The organism is Microbacterium sp. NPDC008134, assembly GCF_042957055.1.
GTDB lineage: Bacteria > Actinomycetota > Actinomycetes > Actinomycetales > Microbacteriaceae > Microbacterium.
The window spans coordinates 241,567-257,397 of the sequence record NZ_JBIBHO010000001.1 but is presented as its reverse complement, the minus strand read 5'-3'; the positions used below and the strand labels follow the sequence as shown (position 1 = coordinate 257,397).

General features: G+C 66.1%; 16 protein-coding genes. 11 read left to right on the top strand and 5 right to left on the bottom strand.

Going from position 1 to position 15,831, the window contains the following annotated elements; genetic code table 11:
* Nucleotides 1-79: 79 nt before the first annotated feature.
* The 3 genes from ACFY9N_RS01260 to ACFY9N_RS01250 are packed head-to-tail and all read left to right on the top strand — an operon-like array spanning nucleotide 80 to nucleotide 1,984.
* Complete coding sequence (locus ACFY9N_RS01260; RefSeq protein ID WP_391476397.1) at nucleotides 80-550, top strand: hypothetical protein; 471 nt, start codon at nucleotides 80-82, stop codon at nucleotides 548-550.
* Between the two features lie 50 nt (nucleotides 551-600).
* Complete coding sequence (locus ACFY9N_RS01255) at nucleotides 601-1,665, top strand: M4 family metallopeptidase (RefSeq protein WP_391476395.1); 1,065 nt, start codon at nucleotides 601-603, stop codon at nucleotides 1,663-1,665.
* Entirely contained in the window at nucleotides 1,640-1,984 is a 345-nt protein-coding gene (locus ACFY9N_RS01250; protein ID WP_391476393.1) for a protealysin inhibitor emfourin, read from the top strand. The genes ACFY9N_RS01255 and ACFY9N_RS01250 overlap by 26 nt, the downstream gene beginning before the upstream one ends.
* 82 nt (nucleotides 1,985-2,066) lie before the next feature.
* Here ACFY9N_RS01250 and ACFY9N_RS01245 read toward each other — a convergent pair whose 3' ends face one another.
* Nucleotides 2,067-3,119 carry a mechanosensitive ion channel family protein gene (locus tag ACFY9N_RS01245; RefSeq protein ID WP_391476392.1) on the bottom strand — a complete coding sequence of 351 codons (1,053 nt, stop codon included), beginning with the start codon at nucleotides 3,117-3,119 and terminating at the stop codon, nucleotides 2,067-2,069.
* A gap of 123 nt (nucleotides 3,120-3,242) precedes the next feature.
* On the opposite strand from ACFY9N_RS01245, the gene ACFY9N_RS01240 reads away from it, so the two are divergent.
* The 5 genes from ACFY9N_RS01240 to ACFY9N_RS01220 all read left to right on the top strand — a co-directional run bounded on the left by ACFY9N_RS01240 (nucleotide 3,243) and on the right by ACFY9N_RS01220 (nucleotide 5,900).
* Entirely contained in the window at nucleotides 3,243-3,464 is a 222-nt protein-coding gene (locus ACFY9N_RS01240; RefSeq protein ID WP_391476390.1) for a hypothetical protein, read from the top strand.
* 1 nt (nucleotide 3,465) lies between these two features.
* On the top strand, nucleotides 3,466-3,972 hold the full coding sequence (locus tag ACFY9N_RS01235; RefSeq protein WP_391476389.1) for a GNAT family N-acetyltransferase: 507 nt from the start codon (nucleotides 3,466-3,468) through the stop codon (nucleotides 3,970-3,972).
* Between the two features lie 49 nt (nucleotides 3,973-4,021).
* Nucleotides 4,022-4,771 carry a ribonuclease H gene (locus ACFY9N_RS01230; RefSeq protein WP_391476387.1) on the top strand — a complete coding sequence of 250 codons (750 nt, stop codon included), beginning with the start codon at nucleotides 4,022-4,024 and terminating at the stop codon, nucleotides 4,769-4,771.
* Between the two features lie 18 nt (nucleotides 4,772-4,789).
* On the top strand, nucleotides 4,790-5,176 hold the full coding sequence (locus tag ACFY9N_RS01225) for a DoxX family membrane protein (protein WP_391476386.1): 387 nt from the start codon (nucleotides 4,790-4,792) through the stop codon (nucleotides 5,174-5,176).
* A gap of 73 nt (nucleotides 5,177-5,249) precedes the next feature.
* Nucleotides 5,250-5,900 carry a Pr6Pr family membrane protein gene (locus ACFY9N_RS01220; protein ID WP_391476384.1) on the top strand — a complete coding sequence of 217 codons (651 nt, stop codon included), beginning with the start codon at nucleotides 5,250-5,252 and terminating at the stop codon, nucleotides 5,898-5,900.
* Nucleotides 5,901-5,925: 25 nt separating this feature from the next.
* Here ACFY9N_RS01220 and ACFY9N_RS01215 read toward each other — a convergent pair whose 3' ends face one another.
* From ACFY9N_RS01215 to ACFY9N_RS01205, 3 genes are all read right to left on the bottom strand, one after another.
* Nucleotides 5,926-7,293: an FAD-dependent oxidoreductase gene (locus ACFY9N_RS01215; protein WP_391476383.1), complete on the bottom strand. Its 1,368-nt coding sequence runs from the start codon at nucleotides 7,291-7,293 to the stop codon at nucleotides 5,926-5,928.
* A gap of 147 nt (nucleotides 7,294-7,440) precedes the next feature.
* Nucleotides 7,441-8,418: an SRPBCC domain-containing protein gene (locus tag ACFY9N_RS01210; protein ID WP_391476381.1), complete on the bottom strand. Its 978-nt coding sequence runs from the start codon at nucleotides 8,416-8,418 to the stop codon at nucleotides 7,441-7,443.
* A 2-nt stretch (nucleotides 8,419-8,420) separates the two neighbouring features.
* The gene (locus tag ACFY9N_RS01205) at nucleotides 8,421-8,828 is read right to left on the bottom strand and encodes an ArsR/SmtB family transcription factor (protein ID WP_391476380.1); all 408 of its coding nucleotides are present in this window, start codon (nucleotides 8,826-8,828) and stop codon (nucleotides 8,421-8,423) included.
* 1,534 nt (nucleotides 8,829-10,362) lie between these two features.
* Between ACFY9N_RS01205 and ACFY9N_RS01200 the strand changes: the two genes are divergently transcribed.
* Entirely contained in the window at nucleotides 10,363-11,841 is a 1,479-nt protein-coding gene (locus ACFY9N_RS01200; protein ID WP_391476379.1) for a helix-turn-helix domain-containing protein, read from the top strand.
* Nucleotides 11,842-12,747 carry a DUF4238 domain-containing protein gene (locus tag ACFY9N_RS01195; RefSeq protein WP_391476377.1) on the top strand — a complete coding sequence of 302 codons (906 nt, stop codon included), beginning with the start codon at nucleotides 11,842-11,844 and terminating at the stop codon, nucleotides 12,745-12,747.
* A 19-nt stretch (nucleotides 12,748-12,766) separates the two neighbouring features.
* Here ACFY9N_RS01195 and ACFY9N_RS01190 read toward each other — a convergent pair whose 3' ends face one another.
* Nucleotides 12,767-13,261: a hypothetical protein gene (locus ACFY9N_RS01190; protein ID WP_391476376.1), complete on the bottom strand. Its 495-nt coding sequence runs from the start codon at nucleotides 13,259-13,261 to the stop codon at nucleotides 12,767-12,769.
* A 770-nt stretch (nucleotides 13,262-14,031) separates the two neighbouring features.
* On the opposite strand from ACFY9N_RS01190, the gene ACFY9N_RS01185 reads away from it, so the two are divergent.
* Nucleotides 14,032-15,831 (top strand): hypothetical protein, encoded by a 1,800-nt coding sequence (locus ACFY9N_RS01185; protein ID WP_391476374.1) that lies wholly within the window; start codon nucleotides 14,032-14,034, stop codon nucleotides 15,829-15,831.

Below are 15,831 nucleotides of genomic sequence, written 5' to 3'. Positions count from 1 at the left end.
GAACGGCATCCTGACCCACGTTCTTCCTGAGCTGGGTACGCCCTCGACCCGAGCCACCCGACAGGAGCACAATGTCTGCATGCCCACTGATGCGCATATCCTCGGCCCCGGCCTGCTGCCGACGCCGTTCACAGCGGTTGAGATCCGCGCGGCAACCGGGGTCGGCAAGACGATCCGCCTCTTCGTGGAGTCGCCGGACGGGTCGCAGCACGAGCGTTTCAACCGATTCGAGCAGACGGATGCCGAGGGCGCCACACTCCACGCCTGGTTCGCCGAGAACGCCGACGACGTCGTGACGACGCGGGTCACGTGGGCCGATCTGCAGCACCACGCGGCGTTCCCCGCGGACCATACGACCGTGACGTCGGAGGCGATCGACATCCCGCTCGGCCGCCTCGAGTGCACGCGGTACGACACCTCCGACGGACCGGATGCCCCGATGGAGACGTACTGGTTCTCCCCCGCCCACCCCGGCATGCCGGTGCGCTACGAGGTGCCGCTCGACGGTGGGGTGCTGCGCACGACGGTGATGAGCATCGAGTCGGCGTGACGAGCGCAAGACCCTGCCCGAGTGTCGGAAGCCCGGCGTAGGGTCGCTGCATGAGCGCACAGATCGAACGTCACGGAGTGGTCCCGTCCTATCTGCTCGCGCGGTTGGCGGCATCGGGTCGGTTCCCGCGCGCAGCCGCCGCCGCACGACAGACCCTCACGGCGGGGCGGCCGCCGTTCCGCGCCCGCATCGACCTCTCGATCGACGAGAACGGCGACCTCGTCGCGCAATTGTCGGATGCTCCGAACCGCACGATCAGCGACGCCGCGAACACGCAAGACCTCCCTGGCGCGGTCGTGCGCTCCGAAGACGATCCGCCGGTCGCCGACACTGCGGTCAACGAGGCCTACGACGGCCTCGGCGCGACGTTCGAGCTGCTGCTCTCGGCGTTCGGTCGCAACTCGCTCGACGACGCCGGCGCGCCGCTCGATGCGACCGTGCACTACGGCGTCGACTACGACAACGCCTTCTGGGACGGCGAGCGTATGGTGTTCGGAGACGGTGACGGCGAGGTGTTCCGCGGGTTCACCGGATCGCTCACGGTGATCGGGCACGAGCTCGCCCACGGAGTCGTGCAGCACACCGCGAATCTCGAGTACCAGGGGCAGCCCGGCGCGCTCAACGAGTCGATCGCCGACGTGTTCGGGGCGCTGACCGAGCAGTACTCACTGGGCCAGAGCGCCGCCGACGCCACCTGGCTCATCGGCGCCGAGATCTTCACCGAGGCGGTCGAGGGCGTGGCTCTGCGCTCGATGATCGCGCCCGGCACGGCGTACGACGACGACGAACTCGGCAAGGACCCGCAGCCCGATCACATGAGCGGCTTCGTACGCACGACCGAAGACAACGGCGGGGTGCACATCAACTCCGGCATCCCGAACCGCGCCTTCGCCGTGTTCGCGAGGGACCTCGGTGGCAACGCCTGGGAGACCGCCGGCACCGTCTGGTATCGCGCGCTGACCGGAGGGCTGTCGAGCACGGCGAACTTCACGGCCTTCGCCGATGCGACCGTCACCGCGGCATCCGCCGTCGACGAGGCCACCGCGTCAGCCGCTCGACGCGCCTGGACGATCGTGGGAGTCTATGAAGATGAGCGAGTCCCCGCAGCCGACTGACGCGGAACAGCCCGCCGAGTCGTCGGGTGATCCCGGAGTCATCGTCGCGGTCGTGCGCTCGGGCGGGATCGCGGGCATCAGCCGTCGCTGGCGCGTCGAGATCGCGGCATCCGATTCGGCCGATGCCGACACCTGGATCGCGCTCATCGAACGGTGCCCCTGGGATGCCGACACCGAGAACTCGACCGGGGCCGACCGATTCATGTGGAGCATCCGCGCCCGCACTCCGCACGAGCGACGCGAGCGCGAGCTTCCCGACGCCGCGGTCTCGGGCCCGTGGCGCGAACTCGTCGACGCCGTGCGCGCGGCATCCGCCTGACCGCGCTCCCGCCACGGCATCCGCCCGACTGCGCGCCGCGTCCGCACCACCCCGCACCCAGCGACCGCGACCGCGACCCACGTCAGCCCGCGCCCGCACCCGCCTCGAGAGCGACCCGCGTGCGCGGCAGCGCCTCGGGGTGCGTCTGCTGCAGCCAGGTCATCAGCTTCTCGCGCACCTCGCAGCGCAGGTCCCACTGATCCGACGAGTCCTTCGACGACATCACGAAGCGCACGGTCACGAATCCGCCCTGCGCCTCGGTCACCGCTGCGCTCGACGAGCGTCCGTCCCAGTACGGCGACGCCTCGACGATCCGGGCGAACTCGACCCGCAACTCGTCCATCGGCACGCGCCAGTCCAGATCCATGAAGACCACGCCGAGGATCGCGTCGGACCGCCGGGTCCACGTCTCGATCGGAGTGGTCGTGAAGTAGCTGCAGGGCACGACGAGGCGCCGCTCGTCCCAGATGTAGACGACGACGTACGACAGGTTGATCTCGCCGACGCGGCCCCACTCGCCCTCGACCACGACCACGTCGCCGACCCGGATCGCGTCGGTGAACGCGACCTGCACCCCCGCGATGAGGTTGCCCAGGATCGATTGCGCGGCGAGACCCGCGATGATGCTGACGATTCCGGCCGAGGCGAGCAGGCTCGTGCCGACCGCACGCATCTCGGGGAAGGTGAACAGCACGGTGCCGAGTGCCAGCACCGCGATCGTGACCAGCACGAGACGGTGGATGACGAGCAGCTGCGTCTTGCGCCGTCGCGCGTCGGGGCCGACCCGACCCGCCTCCTCGCGCGCCATGAGTCGCTCGAAACCGAACGACGCGAGCGCACCGAGCAGCCACGAACCCGCGAGGATCGTCGCGATCAGGAAGAGTCGCGACAGGGCGGGCCACCACTCGGCCCCCGCCGGCTCCGAGACCGAGCAGGCGATCCAGACCGCGACCACCGCCCCGGTCGTGAAGAGGGCGCCGCGAGCGCGGTGCGCCAGCTCGCGCACCCACGGCACCTTGCGGCTCACGAGCACACTGAGCAGCCACATCATCGCGAAAGTGGCGGCGGCGACCGCGAGGGCGATGCCGATGGCTGCGACGGTTCCGATCCAGGATTCCCATTCGATTCCGGCCATGTTCCCACCCTAGGAGGGCGGGTCTGACCGGCCGCTGGACGGCCGGGAGACCCGTGGCGGCAGCATCCGATCAATCCCCCGTGAATCGGTGCGCACTCGCGCCGACGGGAGGACAATGAGCACATGGGACTTTTCCAGCACCGCCCGGAAGAAGAAGAGAACCAGTGGGCCGGGCTCCCGTCCGAGCCTCTCGAGCGCGACGGCGTCGACACGCTCGCCACGACGCCGACCCTCGACCCGTTCTCGATAGGTCTCGGCGCCGAGGTCGGGTCGATCGTGTTCCCCGTCGCGCCACCGGCGCCTGTGGCCGTCTCGATTGAGAACCGCGAACCGGACGAGGACTGACATGACCTCCCCGGCATCCGATGGCATCGTGGTCCGGCCGGTGACGGCCGACGAATGGATGCTGTGGCGCGCCGCGCGGCTCGAAGCGCTGCGCGAGTCGCCCGCGGCCTTCGGCTCGCAGCTCACCGACTGGATCGAAGCGCCGGAGTCGAAGTGGCGCGAGCGACTGTCGGTCCCCGGCGCGCACGACCTGCTCGCGATCGACGGCGAGCACGTCGTCGGGATGATCACCGGGATGCCGGTCGCCGACGACCCCACCCGTACGGAGCTGATCTCGATGTGGGTCGCTCCGTCCGCGCGCGGCACCGGCCTCGCCGCCGATCTGATCGACCGCATCGTCGATTGGGCGACGGAGGCGGGAGCATCCGTGCTCGACCTCGCGGTCATGCCCGACAACCCCGCGGCCCAGCGCGCCTACGAACGTGCGGGGTTCACGACCCTCGACGAACCGGGCGACGTCCTCGCCGACGGGCGTCGCGAGATCCGGATGCGCCGCGCCCTGCGCTGACGCGCGCCACCCGCCCGGCGACGTCGGCGGCCCCGGCTACGGTGGAGGGATGACGATCACCGCCGCCGCAGACGGCTCCGCCCTGGGCAATCCCGGCCCCAACGGCTGGGCCTGGTACATCGACGACGACAACTGGGCGGCGGGCGGGTCTCCCCACGGCACCAACAACCAGGGCGAACTGCAGGCGGTGCTCGAGCTGCTGCGCGCGACCGAGGGCATCGACGAGAAGCTGCTCATCCGGTGCGACAGCCGCTACGTGATCGACTCGGTGACGAAGTGGATGCCGGGGTGGAAGCGCAAGGGCTGGCGCAAGTCCGACGGCGGCCCGGTGCTCAACCGCGACATCCTCGAAGGCATCGACGAGGCCATCCGCGGCCGCGACGTCGAGTTCTCGTGGGTGAAGGGGCACGCCGGCGACCGGCTCAACGAGGCCGCCGATGAGCGCGCGAACGCTGCCGCGAAGGCTTACCAGGCGAAACAGGAGCCGCGCCGCGGCCCCGGGTTCACGCTCGCCGCGGGTGACGGCGCCGCCGTCGCGGCGTCCGCCCCGATCGCGGCATCCGCAAACGCGCCGGCCCACCTGCAGACATCGGCATCGGCATCCGCCCCCATCGCGACCGCCCCTTCGGATGCCCCGCTCTGGGCCGAGACCTCGTCGCTGTTCGATGACTTCGACACCCCCTCCGCCGACCCGATCGAGCTGCGCATCTCCCTCACGGGCGACGAGCACGCCCGCCTGCGCGACCGCGCCGAAGCGCAGGGCATCTCGCTCGAGGCGGCCCTCCGCCGCCTGATCTGACCCGCGTACACTCGCCTCATGTCGACTACCGCGCGCACGATTGGCCGCATCTTCCTCGGATCCTCGCTCGTCTTCGCGGGCGTCTCGCACCTGACGTTCGCCCGCCGGGAGTTCCAGGCGCAGGTGCCCGAGTCGCTGCCGCTCGACCCCGACGTCACGGTGCTCGCCTCGGGCGTCGTCGAGGTCGGCCTCGGTTCGGCGCTGCTGCTCGCCCGCAGGCGTCGCCGTCGGGTCGGCACGATCGCCGCACTGTTCTTCGTGGCGGTGTTCCCCGGCAACGTCTCGCAGTGGATGCACCAGCGCGACGGCTTCGGCCTCGACACCGACGTGAAGCGATTCGTACGCCTGTTCTTCCAGCCGGTGCTGGTCGCCCTGGCCCTCTGGACGACCCGCGCCCGGCGCTGAGGCGCGTTCCCACGACCCGCAGAGCCTGCCGAAAGTAGACTCGGCGGATGAGTGGACGGCGGGTGACGCAGCGGTGAAGACGCGTACCGTCTTCGGCCTGCTCCGCCTCGGCGCCGCCGCGCTGTGTCTGGTCGCCCTCATCCACCGACTCGCGTGGGGGCTCGCTTCGCACACCGTCGCGAGTCAGAACTTCTTCGCGTACCTGACCAACCAGTCGAACGTCGCGTTCGTGATCCTGCTCACGATCGCCGGCATCATCGCGCTCCGCAACGCCCGCGATCCACGCTGGCTCACCGTCACGCTCGCCCTCGTTCTCACCTGGACGATCACGGCCGGGATCGTGTTCGCGATCCTCGTCTGGCAGGCGGGGCTGCGCGGCATCCGCATCGACGTGCCCTGGTCCGACCAAGTGCTCCACTTCTACCTGCCGGCGTGCGCGGCGCTCGCCTGGGCGCTCGCGCCCGGTCATCGCGCGGTTCCGTGGCGGGTGGTCCCCGCGACGCTGATCTATCCGCTCGCGTGGGGCGGGTTCACGATGATCCGCGGCCCGATCATCGGCTGGTACCCGTACTACTTCCTCGACCCTCGGCAGATCAGCGGACCGGCCGAGTTCTTCGTGTCCTCCGGCATCGCCCTCGCGACGTTCGCGACCGTCGCGACCGCGCTCGTGCTCATCAGTCGGATGCCGTTGCCCCGACGCCTCCGGCAGGATCCGGGGGCGTAAGCGACGCGCCGTCGCGTCCGTCGGTTCAGGCCTCGGGCATGTAGGGCGCGAGCGCCTCGAGCGCCAGGGCGACGGCCTCGTCCTTGCCGAGTTCCGCGAACCGGGCCGCGGCGTCGCCGCCGACGATGCCCACCAAGACGTTCTCGCCGGTGGCGGGGCGCAGATTGATCCAGGTGCGGATGCCGACGTCGCCGCCGACCGTGTGCCACACCGCTTCCTCGGCATCCCAGAACGGTTCGTCCCAGCGCAGCCAGACGGTCTCGATCGAGCCCATCGCGAGCGCCGAGATCGCGCCGCGGTTGGCGAACGGCAGCGGCGGCTCGAACTCGATGCCCTGCTCCTGCAGCACGCCGAGCGGCACCGTCACGACGACGCGGTCGAACGACAGCGCTTCGCCGGTGCCCATGCGCACGCTCACCCCGGTGTCGTCGTAGGCGAGGCGAGTGACCGGCTGGTTGAGGCCGACCTGCACGCCGTCGAGCGTGTGCTCGATGAACGGCAGCAGGCTGTCGCGGGCGGCGCGGGGCTCGGCCGGAGGAAGCTGCGGCGCGAACCAGCTCGACAGCTTCGCGGCCTCTGCGCCCGAAGTGGTGGCGAGCAGCGCCAGAAGGGCGAGGATCGTCGGGGCGGCGGTGTCGACCCCGGCCGCGACGAGGGCGTCGGCGACGGAGCTGTCGACGGGGGCGGCCTGAGCGGCGGCGAGCGCGGCCGTCAGGGGGTCGGTGGCGACGGCATCCATGTCTCCGTCGGGCGAGCGCCAGAGCGAGCCCGACAGGTCGACGACCCCGATGTCCTCCGCCTCGAGAGTCTCGACGAGGTCGGCATCCGCATCGCCGAACAGCCACGCGCCGAGCTGCGGCGGAACCGGCCAGGCGTCATCGACCCGCGAGTACACGCGGCCACCGACGCGGTCGCGCGCCTCGAGAACCGTGACCTCGAAGCCCGCGTCGTTGAGCCGCGCGGCCGCCGTGGCGCCGGCGAGGCCCGCGCCGATCACGGCGATGCGCTCTCCGCCGGCCGCGGCATCCCGCAGCTCGTCGGCGGCGCGCTCACCCGAGGCGATCGCTCCGCGCATCGTGGCGGGGGCCTCCTCGTCGGTGGCCTCGCCGGCGAAGAAGAGGCGGTCGTCGACCGGGCGCGCGAGGGCGCTGCGGGTCTCGGCTCCGACCCCGACGGGCACGAAGCTCACGGCACCGAACGCGTACTGGTCGCTCGTCCAGGTGGAGCGGATGCTGCCGGCCGGAAGCGGCACGCCGTTCGTCGGCTGCGGTTCGGGCGAACGGGTCGGGGTGCGCGTGGGCGTGGGCTCGGGCTCGGGGGTGCACGAGGCGAGCAGCACCGAAAGGGCTCCGGCCCCGGCGCCCAGAAGCAGAGTGCGGCGCGTGATCCTCATCGTGTCGCCACTTTATCCCGCCCGGGTGGACGGTGGCTTCTCGGGTGGGTGCGTGCTGGCGTTCACAACTCCGGAGATTCGTGCCCGAATCGCAGAAAACCGGCCGATCCGTGCGGGATCGGCCGGTTTCTCCGGAGTCGTGAACGGTCAGACCGCCAGCAGCTCCCGCTCGAGGCGAGCGTACGAGGCCTCCATGCCGTCGGCCATGCCGGTGGCGAGGATCATGTCGCGCGTCTCCTTGTCGAGGTACTCGACGTACAGCGTGATGAGGGTCGCGCCGTCCTCCTCGTAGAGGTTGAGGTCGTTGAGCGTCTCGATCGGCATCCCGATCATCCGCTCGGTCTGCACCGATCGCTTCGGGGCGTCGATCAGCAACGACTCCCCCTCGAACCCGAACGCCTCGCCCTCGGTGTCACCGGTCGGCGCCCACGAGGTGCGGTACGACTGGCCGACCTCGGTGGCGAGGACGCACTCGGTCATCTCCCACCCGTCGGGTCCGAGCAGCCACTTCTTCATCAGCTCGGGTTCGTTGTGCGCGCGCCAGACCAGCTCGCGCGGACCCTCGACGAGCCTGGTGATGCGCACGTGGGTGTCGTCGAGCAGTTCGACGTTCGTACCCTTGCCCTGCGCGTAGTCGCGGAGGCCTTGCAGCACGGCGTCGAGCTGGCTCATCGCGAGCGTCGTACCCTCGACAGCGCCCATCGACACGACAGTCTCGAGCGCCTCGGCCGAAGCGAAGTAGCTCGTGTTGACCATGCGCGTGCCCTCGGCGGTCTGCTCGAACGTGAACGTCATGCGCATCGACGGGAGGTTCGGGTCGGGCGTTCCGGACTCGTCGGCGAACGAGTCGAGCACGGTGAACGCACGCGGCCCGTCGATCTCGAGGAACTCCCACGTGCCCGAGGCCTTCTCGCCGCGCGGTCCGTTCATCGTGTAGTTGGCCTTGCCTCCCACGGTGTGGTCCCAGTGGGTGAACGTGGCGGGCCATCCGGGAGGACCCCAGAAGCGCTCGAGCTGGCGCGGGTCGCTGTAGGCGCCCCAGACCCGGTCGATCGGTGCCGCCAGATCGGCGACGACCGTCATGGTCAGGTTCTTGGCATCCGTCGTGACATCGGTGACAGGCATGGTCAGTCTCCTTGTTCGTGTTCGGTCGGTTCGTTGTTCTGCGTGGTGCGGCTCTTCTGGGTCGCTGAGCCTGTCGAAGCGTCGGCGAGCAGGTCGTCGAGTCGGGCGATGCGCGACCGCCAGAGCTCTTCGTAGCGCGCGAGCAGCGCTTTGGCGCGGGCGATCATCTCGGGATTTGCGCGCACGAGGCGCTCGCGTCCTTCGGCGCGCTTGACGATGAGGTTCGCGGCTTCGAGCACCGAGACGTGCTTCTGCACTGCGGCGAACGACATCTCGTACTCGGCGGCGAGGGACGAGACCGACTGCTCGTTCTCGATCGTCCGGCGCAGGATGTCACGCCGGGTCGACGTGGCCAGTGCGTGGAAGACACGGTCGACCTCCGCTTCGGTGAGTTCTCGTTGTGCAACCATTTGGTTGTACGTTAAACCCGAGCGGATGCCGTGTCAAGAAGTTCGTTGTGATTTGCGTCTTTAGATCGGAGTAGACGCTTTACATCGGATTACCCGCGACAGAATCGGAGTAATTCCGATCCAAAGTGGAGTGTCACGCCGGGAATGACGATGGACAGCGCGAATCTGGTAGCAGGCGACAACGATGTGTCTACTCGGGCACTCCGTCTCCGTTTGACGTGGTGATGAAGCCAGCTGAGATCGCACGACCAATCACTCGTCGACGGTTCTCGAGGGACTCAGAACTGCGTTGGGTTCCCCGCGATCACAGTTCTTCGTCGGGCTACGCAGACAGCACCGCGTTCGCGCGAGTCGACCGAGCGCTTCGTCGCTTGGCTGGTCAGCCGTTGACCCGATGAAGGCACGTGCTTCGAACGGCGTAAGCCACTTTTTCACGGGTCGCGAGTGTCGGACCGCCTCTCGAAGCAATCGCCGAGGTGAAACGACGGCTCGCCGCCGTTCGTGAGTTGAGCTCCTCAGATCCTCGATGACCGACGGGCGCAAGAATCCCTATCCCGGCGGGACCATGTTTCGGGCGCCGCTCCGAAATCACGATCCCTATGGCGATGAGGTTGCCTGAACGCGGGTGGCTGGCGCAAACGTTAACGCGATCAGCACGAGTCCCGGCGAATCTGACGTGGCCAGACGCGATCCCCAGGTTCTCGCGCCAGACCCAGCATCTGCGCGCCGACGAGGCGCCGTGCGTTCGGTCGTCGTTATCGACGGGGCTGCCGAAAACGATCGTTGCTGGTGGTTGTCCGTCAGCCGATCTAGGATGTATGCAGAAGTAATACCCCTCCAGTGCTGCGTAGCGGCGGAGGGTGAAACATCCCGACTGCGTAGCAGTGGGGATACCCCGCGTAGCGGGGTATCGATGAGATCCCAAGCCGGCGGGAACCGGCATCCTGTCTCATCGGCGGAGAGGCCCCAAGCCGGCGGGACCGGCACCCTGTCTCTCCCCAGGTGGTCTGCGCTCGCGCCGTCATCTCCCGTCCTCCCCGTGGGGCGGTGCAAGATGTCCGCTGACTCGATCGCAGCTTGCGGATTAGTCCGCCCACCAGAAGCCCTAGTTGACCTGTCTTTCCTGACCGGCGCCGGGCGACGGGGCGCTAGCGCCAGTTCGGAGACACGGTGCCTGACTACCTCTCGCAGCTCCTCGACGCCGCCCCGCCCGCATCAGTAGTCGCGCTGACCGCCGCCGTCAGCGCTCGCTACTGCCTGAAAGTGTTCCTAGCGATGGTGGCGACCTTCGGATGGGGCGAGCCCCGGAACAATGCCGAGCGTGTGCTGAAACTCCTGGTGCGACCAAAGTCGCCCCGTGATTCCTAGCGTCCGAGTTCCGGCCTGCACCGCCGGAAACGGTCGTTTAGGGCGTGGTCAAGCTCGGGCAGGCAGCTGCGTCCGAGACAGACGCAGATGAGCTATCGCGAGCCGCTTGACTCGAATCGGCGGTTGCAGAACAGACCCGCTGCCCATGCAGCGGTACTGTTCCTCCATGGCGATGAGCGTTGACCTAGATCGTGTGCGAGGGCTACTCGCGCGCGGCGCAGAATCAGACGATCTCGACTTCAAGGCGGAGTGGGACCCTAGTCAAAAGTCTGACCTCATCGAACTTTGCAAAGACATTGCTGCGATGGAATCCCTACCAGACGGTGGCTACATCGTCGTGGGCGCCGACGACCACGGGGCGCCGAGTGGCTTGTTTGCACCACGAGCTGTCCGCGACTTCGATGAGCAGAAGATCCGATCCAAAGTCGCGGCTGTGCTCGGCGAGCCCATCGACTTCAGCGCAGCCCTCCACCGCATCGAGTCCAACGACTTTTTCTTGATCGGTGTAGGCCCGAATCGCGACGGGATGCGGATCATGCCGAAGGATGGCGAGTACGCGAACAAGACCATCTGGCGCGCCTGCGATGTGTTCGTGCGTCGTGGCACCTCCAGCGTTCGCTGGAATCAGCACGACGCACGCGGCATAATCGAGCGCATCGTCGCGGTGCGCAAAGAGGAATGGCGACGAGACATCTTCGAGACGATCCGCGTCGCTACCCCAGCCTTCGAGCCGGGCGGCTTCGTGAACGTGAATGTGGAGATGCCCGCTGAGTCTTTCGGCGCGGCGGTCACCGAGCTGATCCGCCGCTCCGACGAAGTCGGGCTCGACCTACTTCTTCGAAAGACGATCGGCGATGCCGTCACCCTGGCCGATTCGGCCTCGGGGAAGGACGCTAGGGCTGCTGCGTCTGAACTCGGTGATCAGCTCGACCGACTCAATATCATCGCCGCGCTCACAGCACGCTATTCAGCAGGTACGGTCTTCTCCCGAGCGATCCATGGTTACCAAGCTATCTACGAGGCGGTCGACGAAGAAATGGCCACCCACCCGCGCCGGTTCCCGCTCGGCCACAAGGAAGTACTGATGCACCTCTATGCCCTCGGCGCTGTCCTGGTGCGGGAGAAGCGGTGGGATGACTTGGCGGTTTTGGCCCGCCTCGCTCCCGTCAGTACGTACGGTGGCTACTGGAAGTCACTGTTGCGAAAGGCCGAAGTCATGGTCGCTAGAGCCGAGCTACTGACTGACGCAGAAGGTGTCCGGAGCGGTGTGATCGAGGCAGCCAAGCCGACAGCCGCCCATCTTTTCGACCTGATCGGCGCCGGCCAACCTTCAGACCTCACGAATCTATTGGTCGAGTTCGATGTCTACCGCGGTATCGCTAACGCCGGAAAAGACGGAAATGACAAGCTCGGCGCGTACACGAACTTTGCCCTCTACTACTCGGCACGGGCCGAGCCGGCGTTCCTGACCATGCTCAACGACTCTGTCGCGCGCGCCGCGCTCTTCGACGGCACCGACGCCCAACTGGCGGCCGTATACAGGCACATGGACGACACTGCAAGGAAAGAGGCTTCCGCCTTCATCGGCTGGGATGGCTTCGAGGACCAGCGCCTCAGGGCCTTCGTCGACACCGTGAGAGACTAAGTGGGTGTCGATGGGTGGTGCGATATTCCCGATAGTGCTCAACAAAAACCGGTTCCGTGTCCCACGACGGCTAGAGCACCGGCTGACCACTACATCGCTCGGACGCATATGCGTCGGTGGGCGACCAACAATCGGGTCTCGGTGCTGCAACGCGGTAAGAACGAACCGCAGCTTCTCGATGTCGGTAGGGCGGTCGCCGCTGAGCGCGGCCTCAACGACCCTTCGATCGAAGCTGCTTACGGACGCATTGAGAATAGATTCAGCAAGACCCTCGAGCGGCTACTTGACCGAAGCTCGAGCCCTACGGACCGCGACTGGAATGCGGTGAGGGAGTACGCGACTCTCGTGCATGACCGCTACCCCGCGTTGAGGGGGTCCGCGGTTGAACAAAACGCGTTGCCAGGCGGCAACATCATGATGGTGCCGGACCCAGCGAACTGGGGAGGCAGCGCGGCGTCCGACTCGCTGGATCAGTTGGCCACATCGATGGATAGAGAGTCTCTGAAGGCCTTGCGTCTCCAGATGCTTGGGATCGCGGCGCAACTTCTTCCTCGGTTCCAACAGGTCTTCTACGTTGGGCCGATGCTATTGGGTGACGCCGGGATCCACGCGATCACCCTGCACCCTGAGGGGACGTTAGCTCGGACTTACGTGGCGATGCCGCTCGCTTCAGATGCCATGATTGTTTTCGGTCACCAGCTACCCGAGGACAGCGAAGTGTCTCAGATTGCGCAGACACTCATAATGAAGACTGCTCTGCATTCAACGGTCGTCATCGACACCATCGAAGCACCTCTACTCAACACACTCGTTACGGACATGTGGAAACACCAACCTGAACCGGTCGGGACGGGTGCTCCAAAAGCGATCCACCTTTATGACAGCTTGACTGACATCCCGCATTAGCCTCAAAAGTTCCTGCAATCTAAGAGGCCTGGCAGAACCAGCTTTCGGGAGCGGTAACGGCGTCCCTCCCTGGATGTCGGGACGAAGAGCCGTGAACGATCGTTCCTGAGACGAACCGTGTGGAGCTTGAGGCTATCTCGGGCAAAGTCACTTCGGCTTCCGACGCCTCCCGGGGAATCACGTTAAGAAGCACGCCGGCAGCGAGGACCAAGAAGAAGCCGTACGGCACCAGGTTCGCCGGGAACGCAAGCAGTCGGACAACTGCACGCGCCTCCTCGTCGCCGAGTCGCTCGTAGGCGTAAACGACGCGCGCCGCTGCGCGACGGGACCATGAGCGCACAGCAGCGGAGTACGTCACCACGGCCACAACGACGACCAGCACCTGGCCGGCGCCCGACAACTCGAACGAAACTTCATCCTCCTCAGCGAGTGCGCGCACTTGACCGGGCAGGCTGAGAAGGAACCACAGCACCGGAACCATCAAGACACCGAGCTCAGCCTCGTACCACGTCACTCGGGTACCGAGTTGCCGCCACGAGGCGGTATGAACGATCCGTAATGCTCCTTTGAAGGTCCTCTTTCACGGTGCCATCGAGCTCGGCGACGAGCTTGACGTCCGTGGAGAGATCACTGCGGAGGCGTCGCGCAGTCGAACCGAATGCCGTGTAAAAAGTCGCGATCAGACCGAACAGCGACACTACGACAGCTACGAGGGGTTGCCAGTCAGACGCGAAGAGATTCACAGGGCAAGACTCTCGAAGAGGGGTCAGAAGCGCAAACAGCGAACAGAAGTATCCGCGGCTTATCCGAAGACCATGGACGAATCGACGCTGAGCCTAGACGACGCCTCGCTCTGACGACGATGACGCCGACTCCAGTGGGGGCTGCTGTGGCACCGGCCACGATTCATCGCCGCACAGCGCGGCTGCGGTACTTGAGCTTGGGGCGGGTGGCGCCGCTCGCTATGGTCTCAACTTCGAGGGCGTCTCCTTGCTAGTTGCGGCAATGATGGGTCGGGCCTCTGAATCGAGCGGCCTGTGTCAACGGGGCGCTGTCCGCCTCGCCAGGGTCGTTCGCGACCTTGCGCCCATCGGGGTGACTTGTGATGGCCGAGCTGCGACGGAGCGGACTGCGACCTCGGGTCACCCTCGTCGGTGGCTAACGAAGAGATCCAACATCGATCAAGACGTGGGACCGCTGCGAGTCTTCATGCGTCATCTCCTATGACATTCGTCGGCGCGTCTGGAAACCCAGCGGGACCTGTGACCTGTGAGGATGGGTCACGTGGCGGATGTGGAGCTCTTAGCCGTGGCGAAGATCACACGGATGATCGCACGCTGCCCCCACCTTGCCGCCCAGATCGCGTCGAACGACAAGACCCCGTTCACCGACGGTCACATCGACGTCTATGACGGGCTGGGACGTAGCAAGGAGGCGTGGCGGGGGCGGGTCACCGTGCAGGTGAAGGGACGTACTGCGAAGGGCACGCTTCGTACTTTCTCTATCTCGCGCACCGATCTCCTTGCCTTTCAGAACGATTCCGGAGTCCTGTATTTCGTGGTGGCGATTCATCCGACAACGCTTCGCGAGACGGCATACTACGCGGTGCTGTCGCCGTTCGGCATCGAAGGGCTGTTGTCGAACGCGGACTCTTCGCACGTGAACGTACCGGTTCCTTTAACGAGGCTGCCGCACAGCCCTGATCGGATCGAACCGATACTCGCGTTGGCGCTGAAAACCAGGAAGCAGAACGCTGCGATGGGTTTCGATCCCACGCTTTTCGAGCAGATGCAGACGTTGACCGTGCACTCGGCGACTTCTCTTGATTTCGATTCGCCAATGACCCTCGATCCCGGTCAGCTCGATGTTGCGCTCGAGATGACGACCGCCGCCGGCATGTCGGTACCTCTCAGCGGCCGATTGCAGATCTTCCCGCCGGAATATACGCGACGAGTCTCTACTATGCCGATCACTTGTGGCGGTATCACGTTTGACGAGTACCCAGTCCGTCGGCTCGACGCGACCACGGCAGAGCTCACCTTTCCGGGCGGATTAACGATGCGCCTGCGATCTGACACGTCGGGGCAATCCAGCTCTTTCACTCTCACGCTTAAGGGAAGCTTCGCCGACCAGCTTCGGGCGATCGAGTTCTTCTCCTCGCTGAAGCGATCGAGAATCATCGAGATCGGTGGCCGCGAATCCACCTATGAGATGGAAGATACAGCGGACGACGACTCCCTCAATAAGCAACTGCAATTCATGCGGCGACTGGACGTGCTCTTCTCGCGCCTCGATGTCGACACGACTCTCATCGACTTCGATCTGGTTAGTAATACGCAGTTGCGCGAGTTGATGAACTTCTACCGATCGCTGATCGAGGGTGAGGAACCAATCAACACCGCAGGCGAGACGAGCCGCTTCGTCGCCGCCGTCGGTCAGTGGCATCTCATGTTCCTCTTGGTGCCCGGATCGGCCGAGGGGCGATGGAAGCTGCTGGACCCGTTCGACCCGTCGGCGCCTCATGTCTACCGATATGCAGACGAGGATGACCCGGGTGAGAATCATGTGCCGGTGACGGTGTACGACACTGTCGAGGACGAGTACCTGGATACCGTGCTGAATCTGCGGCTGGACGCAATCGTTTCCGCCTATGAAGCGCTTGCTGACCAGCCGCGGACTACCCAGCTCGCAAACCTCCGTGTTGTGGCTCTTCTCTCGGCCGCCGATCGGTCTGCGCCTAGACGGGATGCGCTCCTTGAAGCAGCAGCGGCCCTGAACGACTGGCTGATCGAACAGGGGGATGATCTTGAGCGGCACCATCTCAATCGATATCAAATTCTGTGGCGGACGAACTCTCTTACCGCCGCGGACCGGAGATCCATCCGTGAAATGAAACGCCGGCTCACGCGACACGGCGATGACCAGTCGCTCGAGTTCGAGGTCGCTTGCGCACTCCTACTCGGCGAGACCGAAGAGGCCGACCACCTCGCTCAACAACTCTCAACAGAACGGCGAACAGTGATCGAAGGCTGGCCCATCTGGAGGCTTCGAGATTTGGGCAACGAGAACATGCCATCATTCTGA

Bases quoted from the DNA above. Each gene is read 5' to 3' on its own strand.
- ACFY9N_RS01260 (WP_391476397.1), top strand. From the start codon at position 80: ATGCCCACTGATGCGCATATCCTCGGCCCCGGCCTGCTGCCGACGCCG.
- ACFY9N_RS01255 (WP_391476395.1), top strand. From the start codon at position 601: ATGAGCGCACAGATCGAACGTCACGGAGTGGTCCCGTCCTATCTGCTC.
- ACFY9N_RS01250 (WP_391476393.1), top strand. From the start codon at position 1,640: ATGAGCGAGTCCCCGCAGCCGACTGACGCGGAACAGCCCGCCGAGTCG.
- ACFY9N_RS01245 (WP_391476392.1), bottom strand. From the start codon at position 3,119: ATGGCCGGAATCGAATGGGAATCCTGGATCGGAACCGTCGCAGCCATC.
- ACFY9N_RS01240 (WP_391476390.1), top strand. From the start codon at position 3,243: ATGGGACTTTTCCAGCACCGCCCGGAAGAAGAAGAGAACCAGTGGGCC.
- ACFY9N_RS01235 (WP_391476389.1), top strand. From the start codon at position 3,466: ATGACCTCCCCGGCATCCGATGGCATCGTGGTCCGGCCGGTGACGGCC.
- ACFY9N_RS01230 (WP_391476387.1), top strand. From the start codon at position 4,022: ATGACGATCACCGCCGCCGCAGACGGCTCCGCCCTGGGCAATCCCGGC.
- ACFY9N_RS01225 (WP_391476386.1), top strand. From the start codon at position 4,790: ATGTCGACTACCGCGCGCACGATTGGCCGCATCTTCCTCGGATCCTCG.
- ACFY9N_RS01215 (WP_391476383.1), bottom strand. From the start codon at position 7,293: ATGAGGATCACGCGCCGCACTCTGCTTCTGGGCGCCGGGGCCGGAGCC.
- ACFY9N_RS01210 (WP_391476381.1), bottom strand. From the start codon at position 8,418: ATGCCTGTCACCGATGTCACGACGGATGCCAAGAACCTGACCATGACG.
- ACFY9N_RS01205 (WP_391476380.1), bottom strand. From the start codon at position 8,828: ATGGTTGCACAACGAGAACTCACCGAAGCGGAGGTCGACCGTGTCTTC.
- ACFY9N_RS01200 (WP_391476379.1), top strand. From the start codon at position 10,363: ATGGCGATGAGCGTTGACCTAGATCGTGTGCGAGGGCTACTCGCGCGC.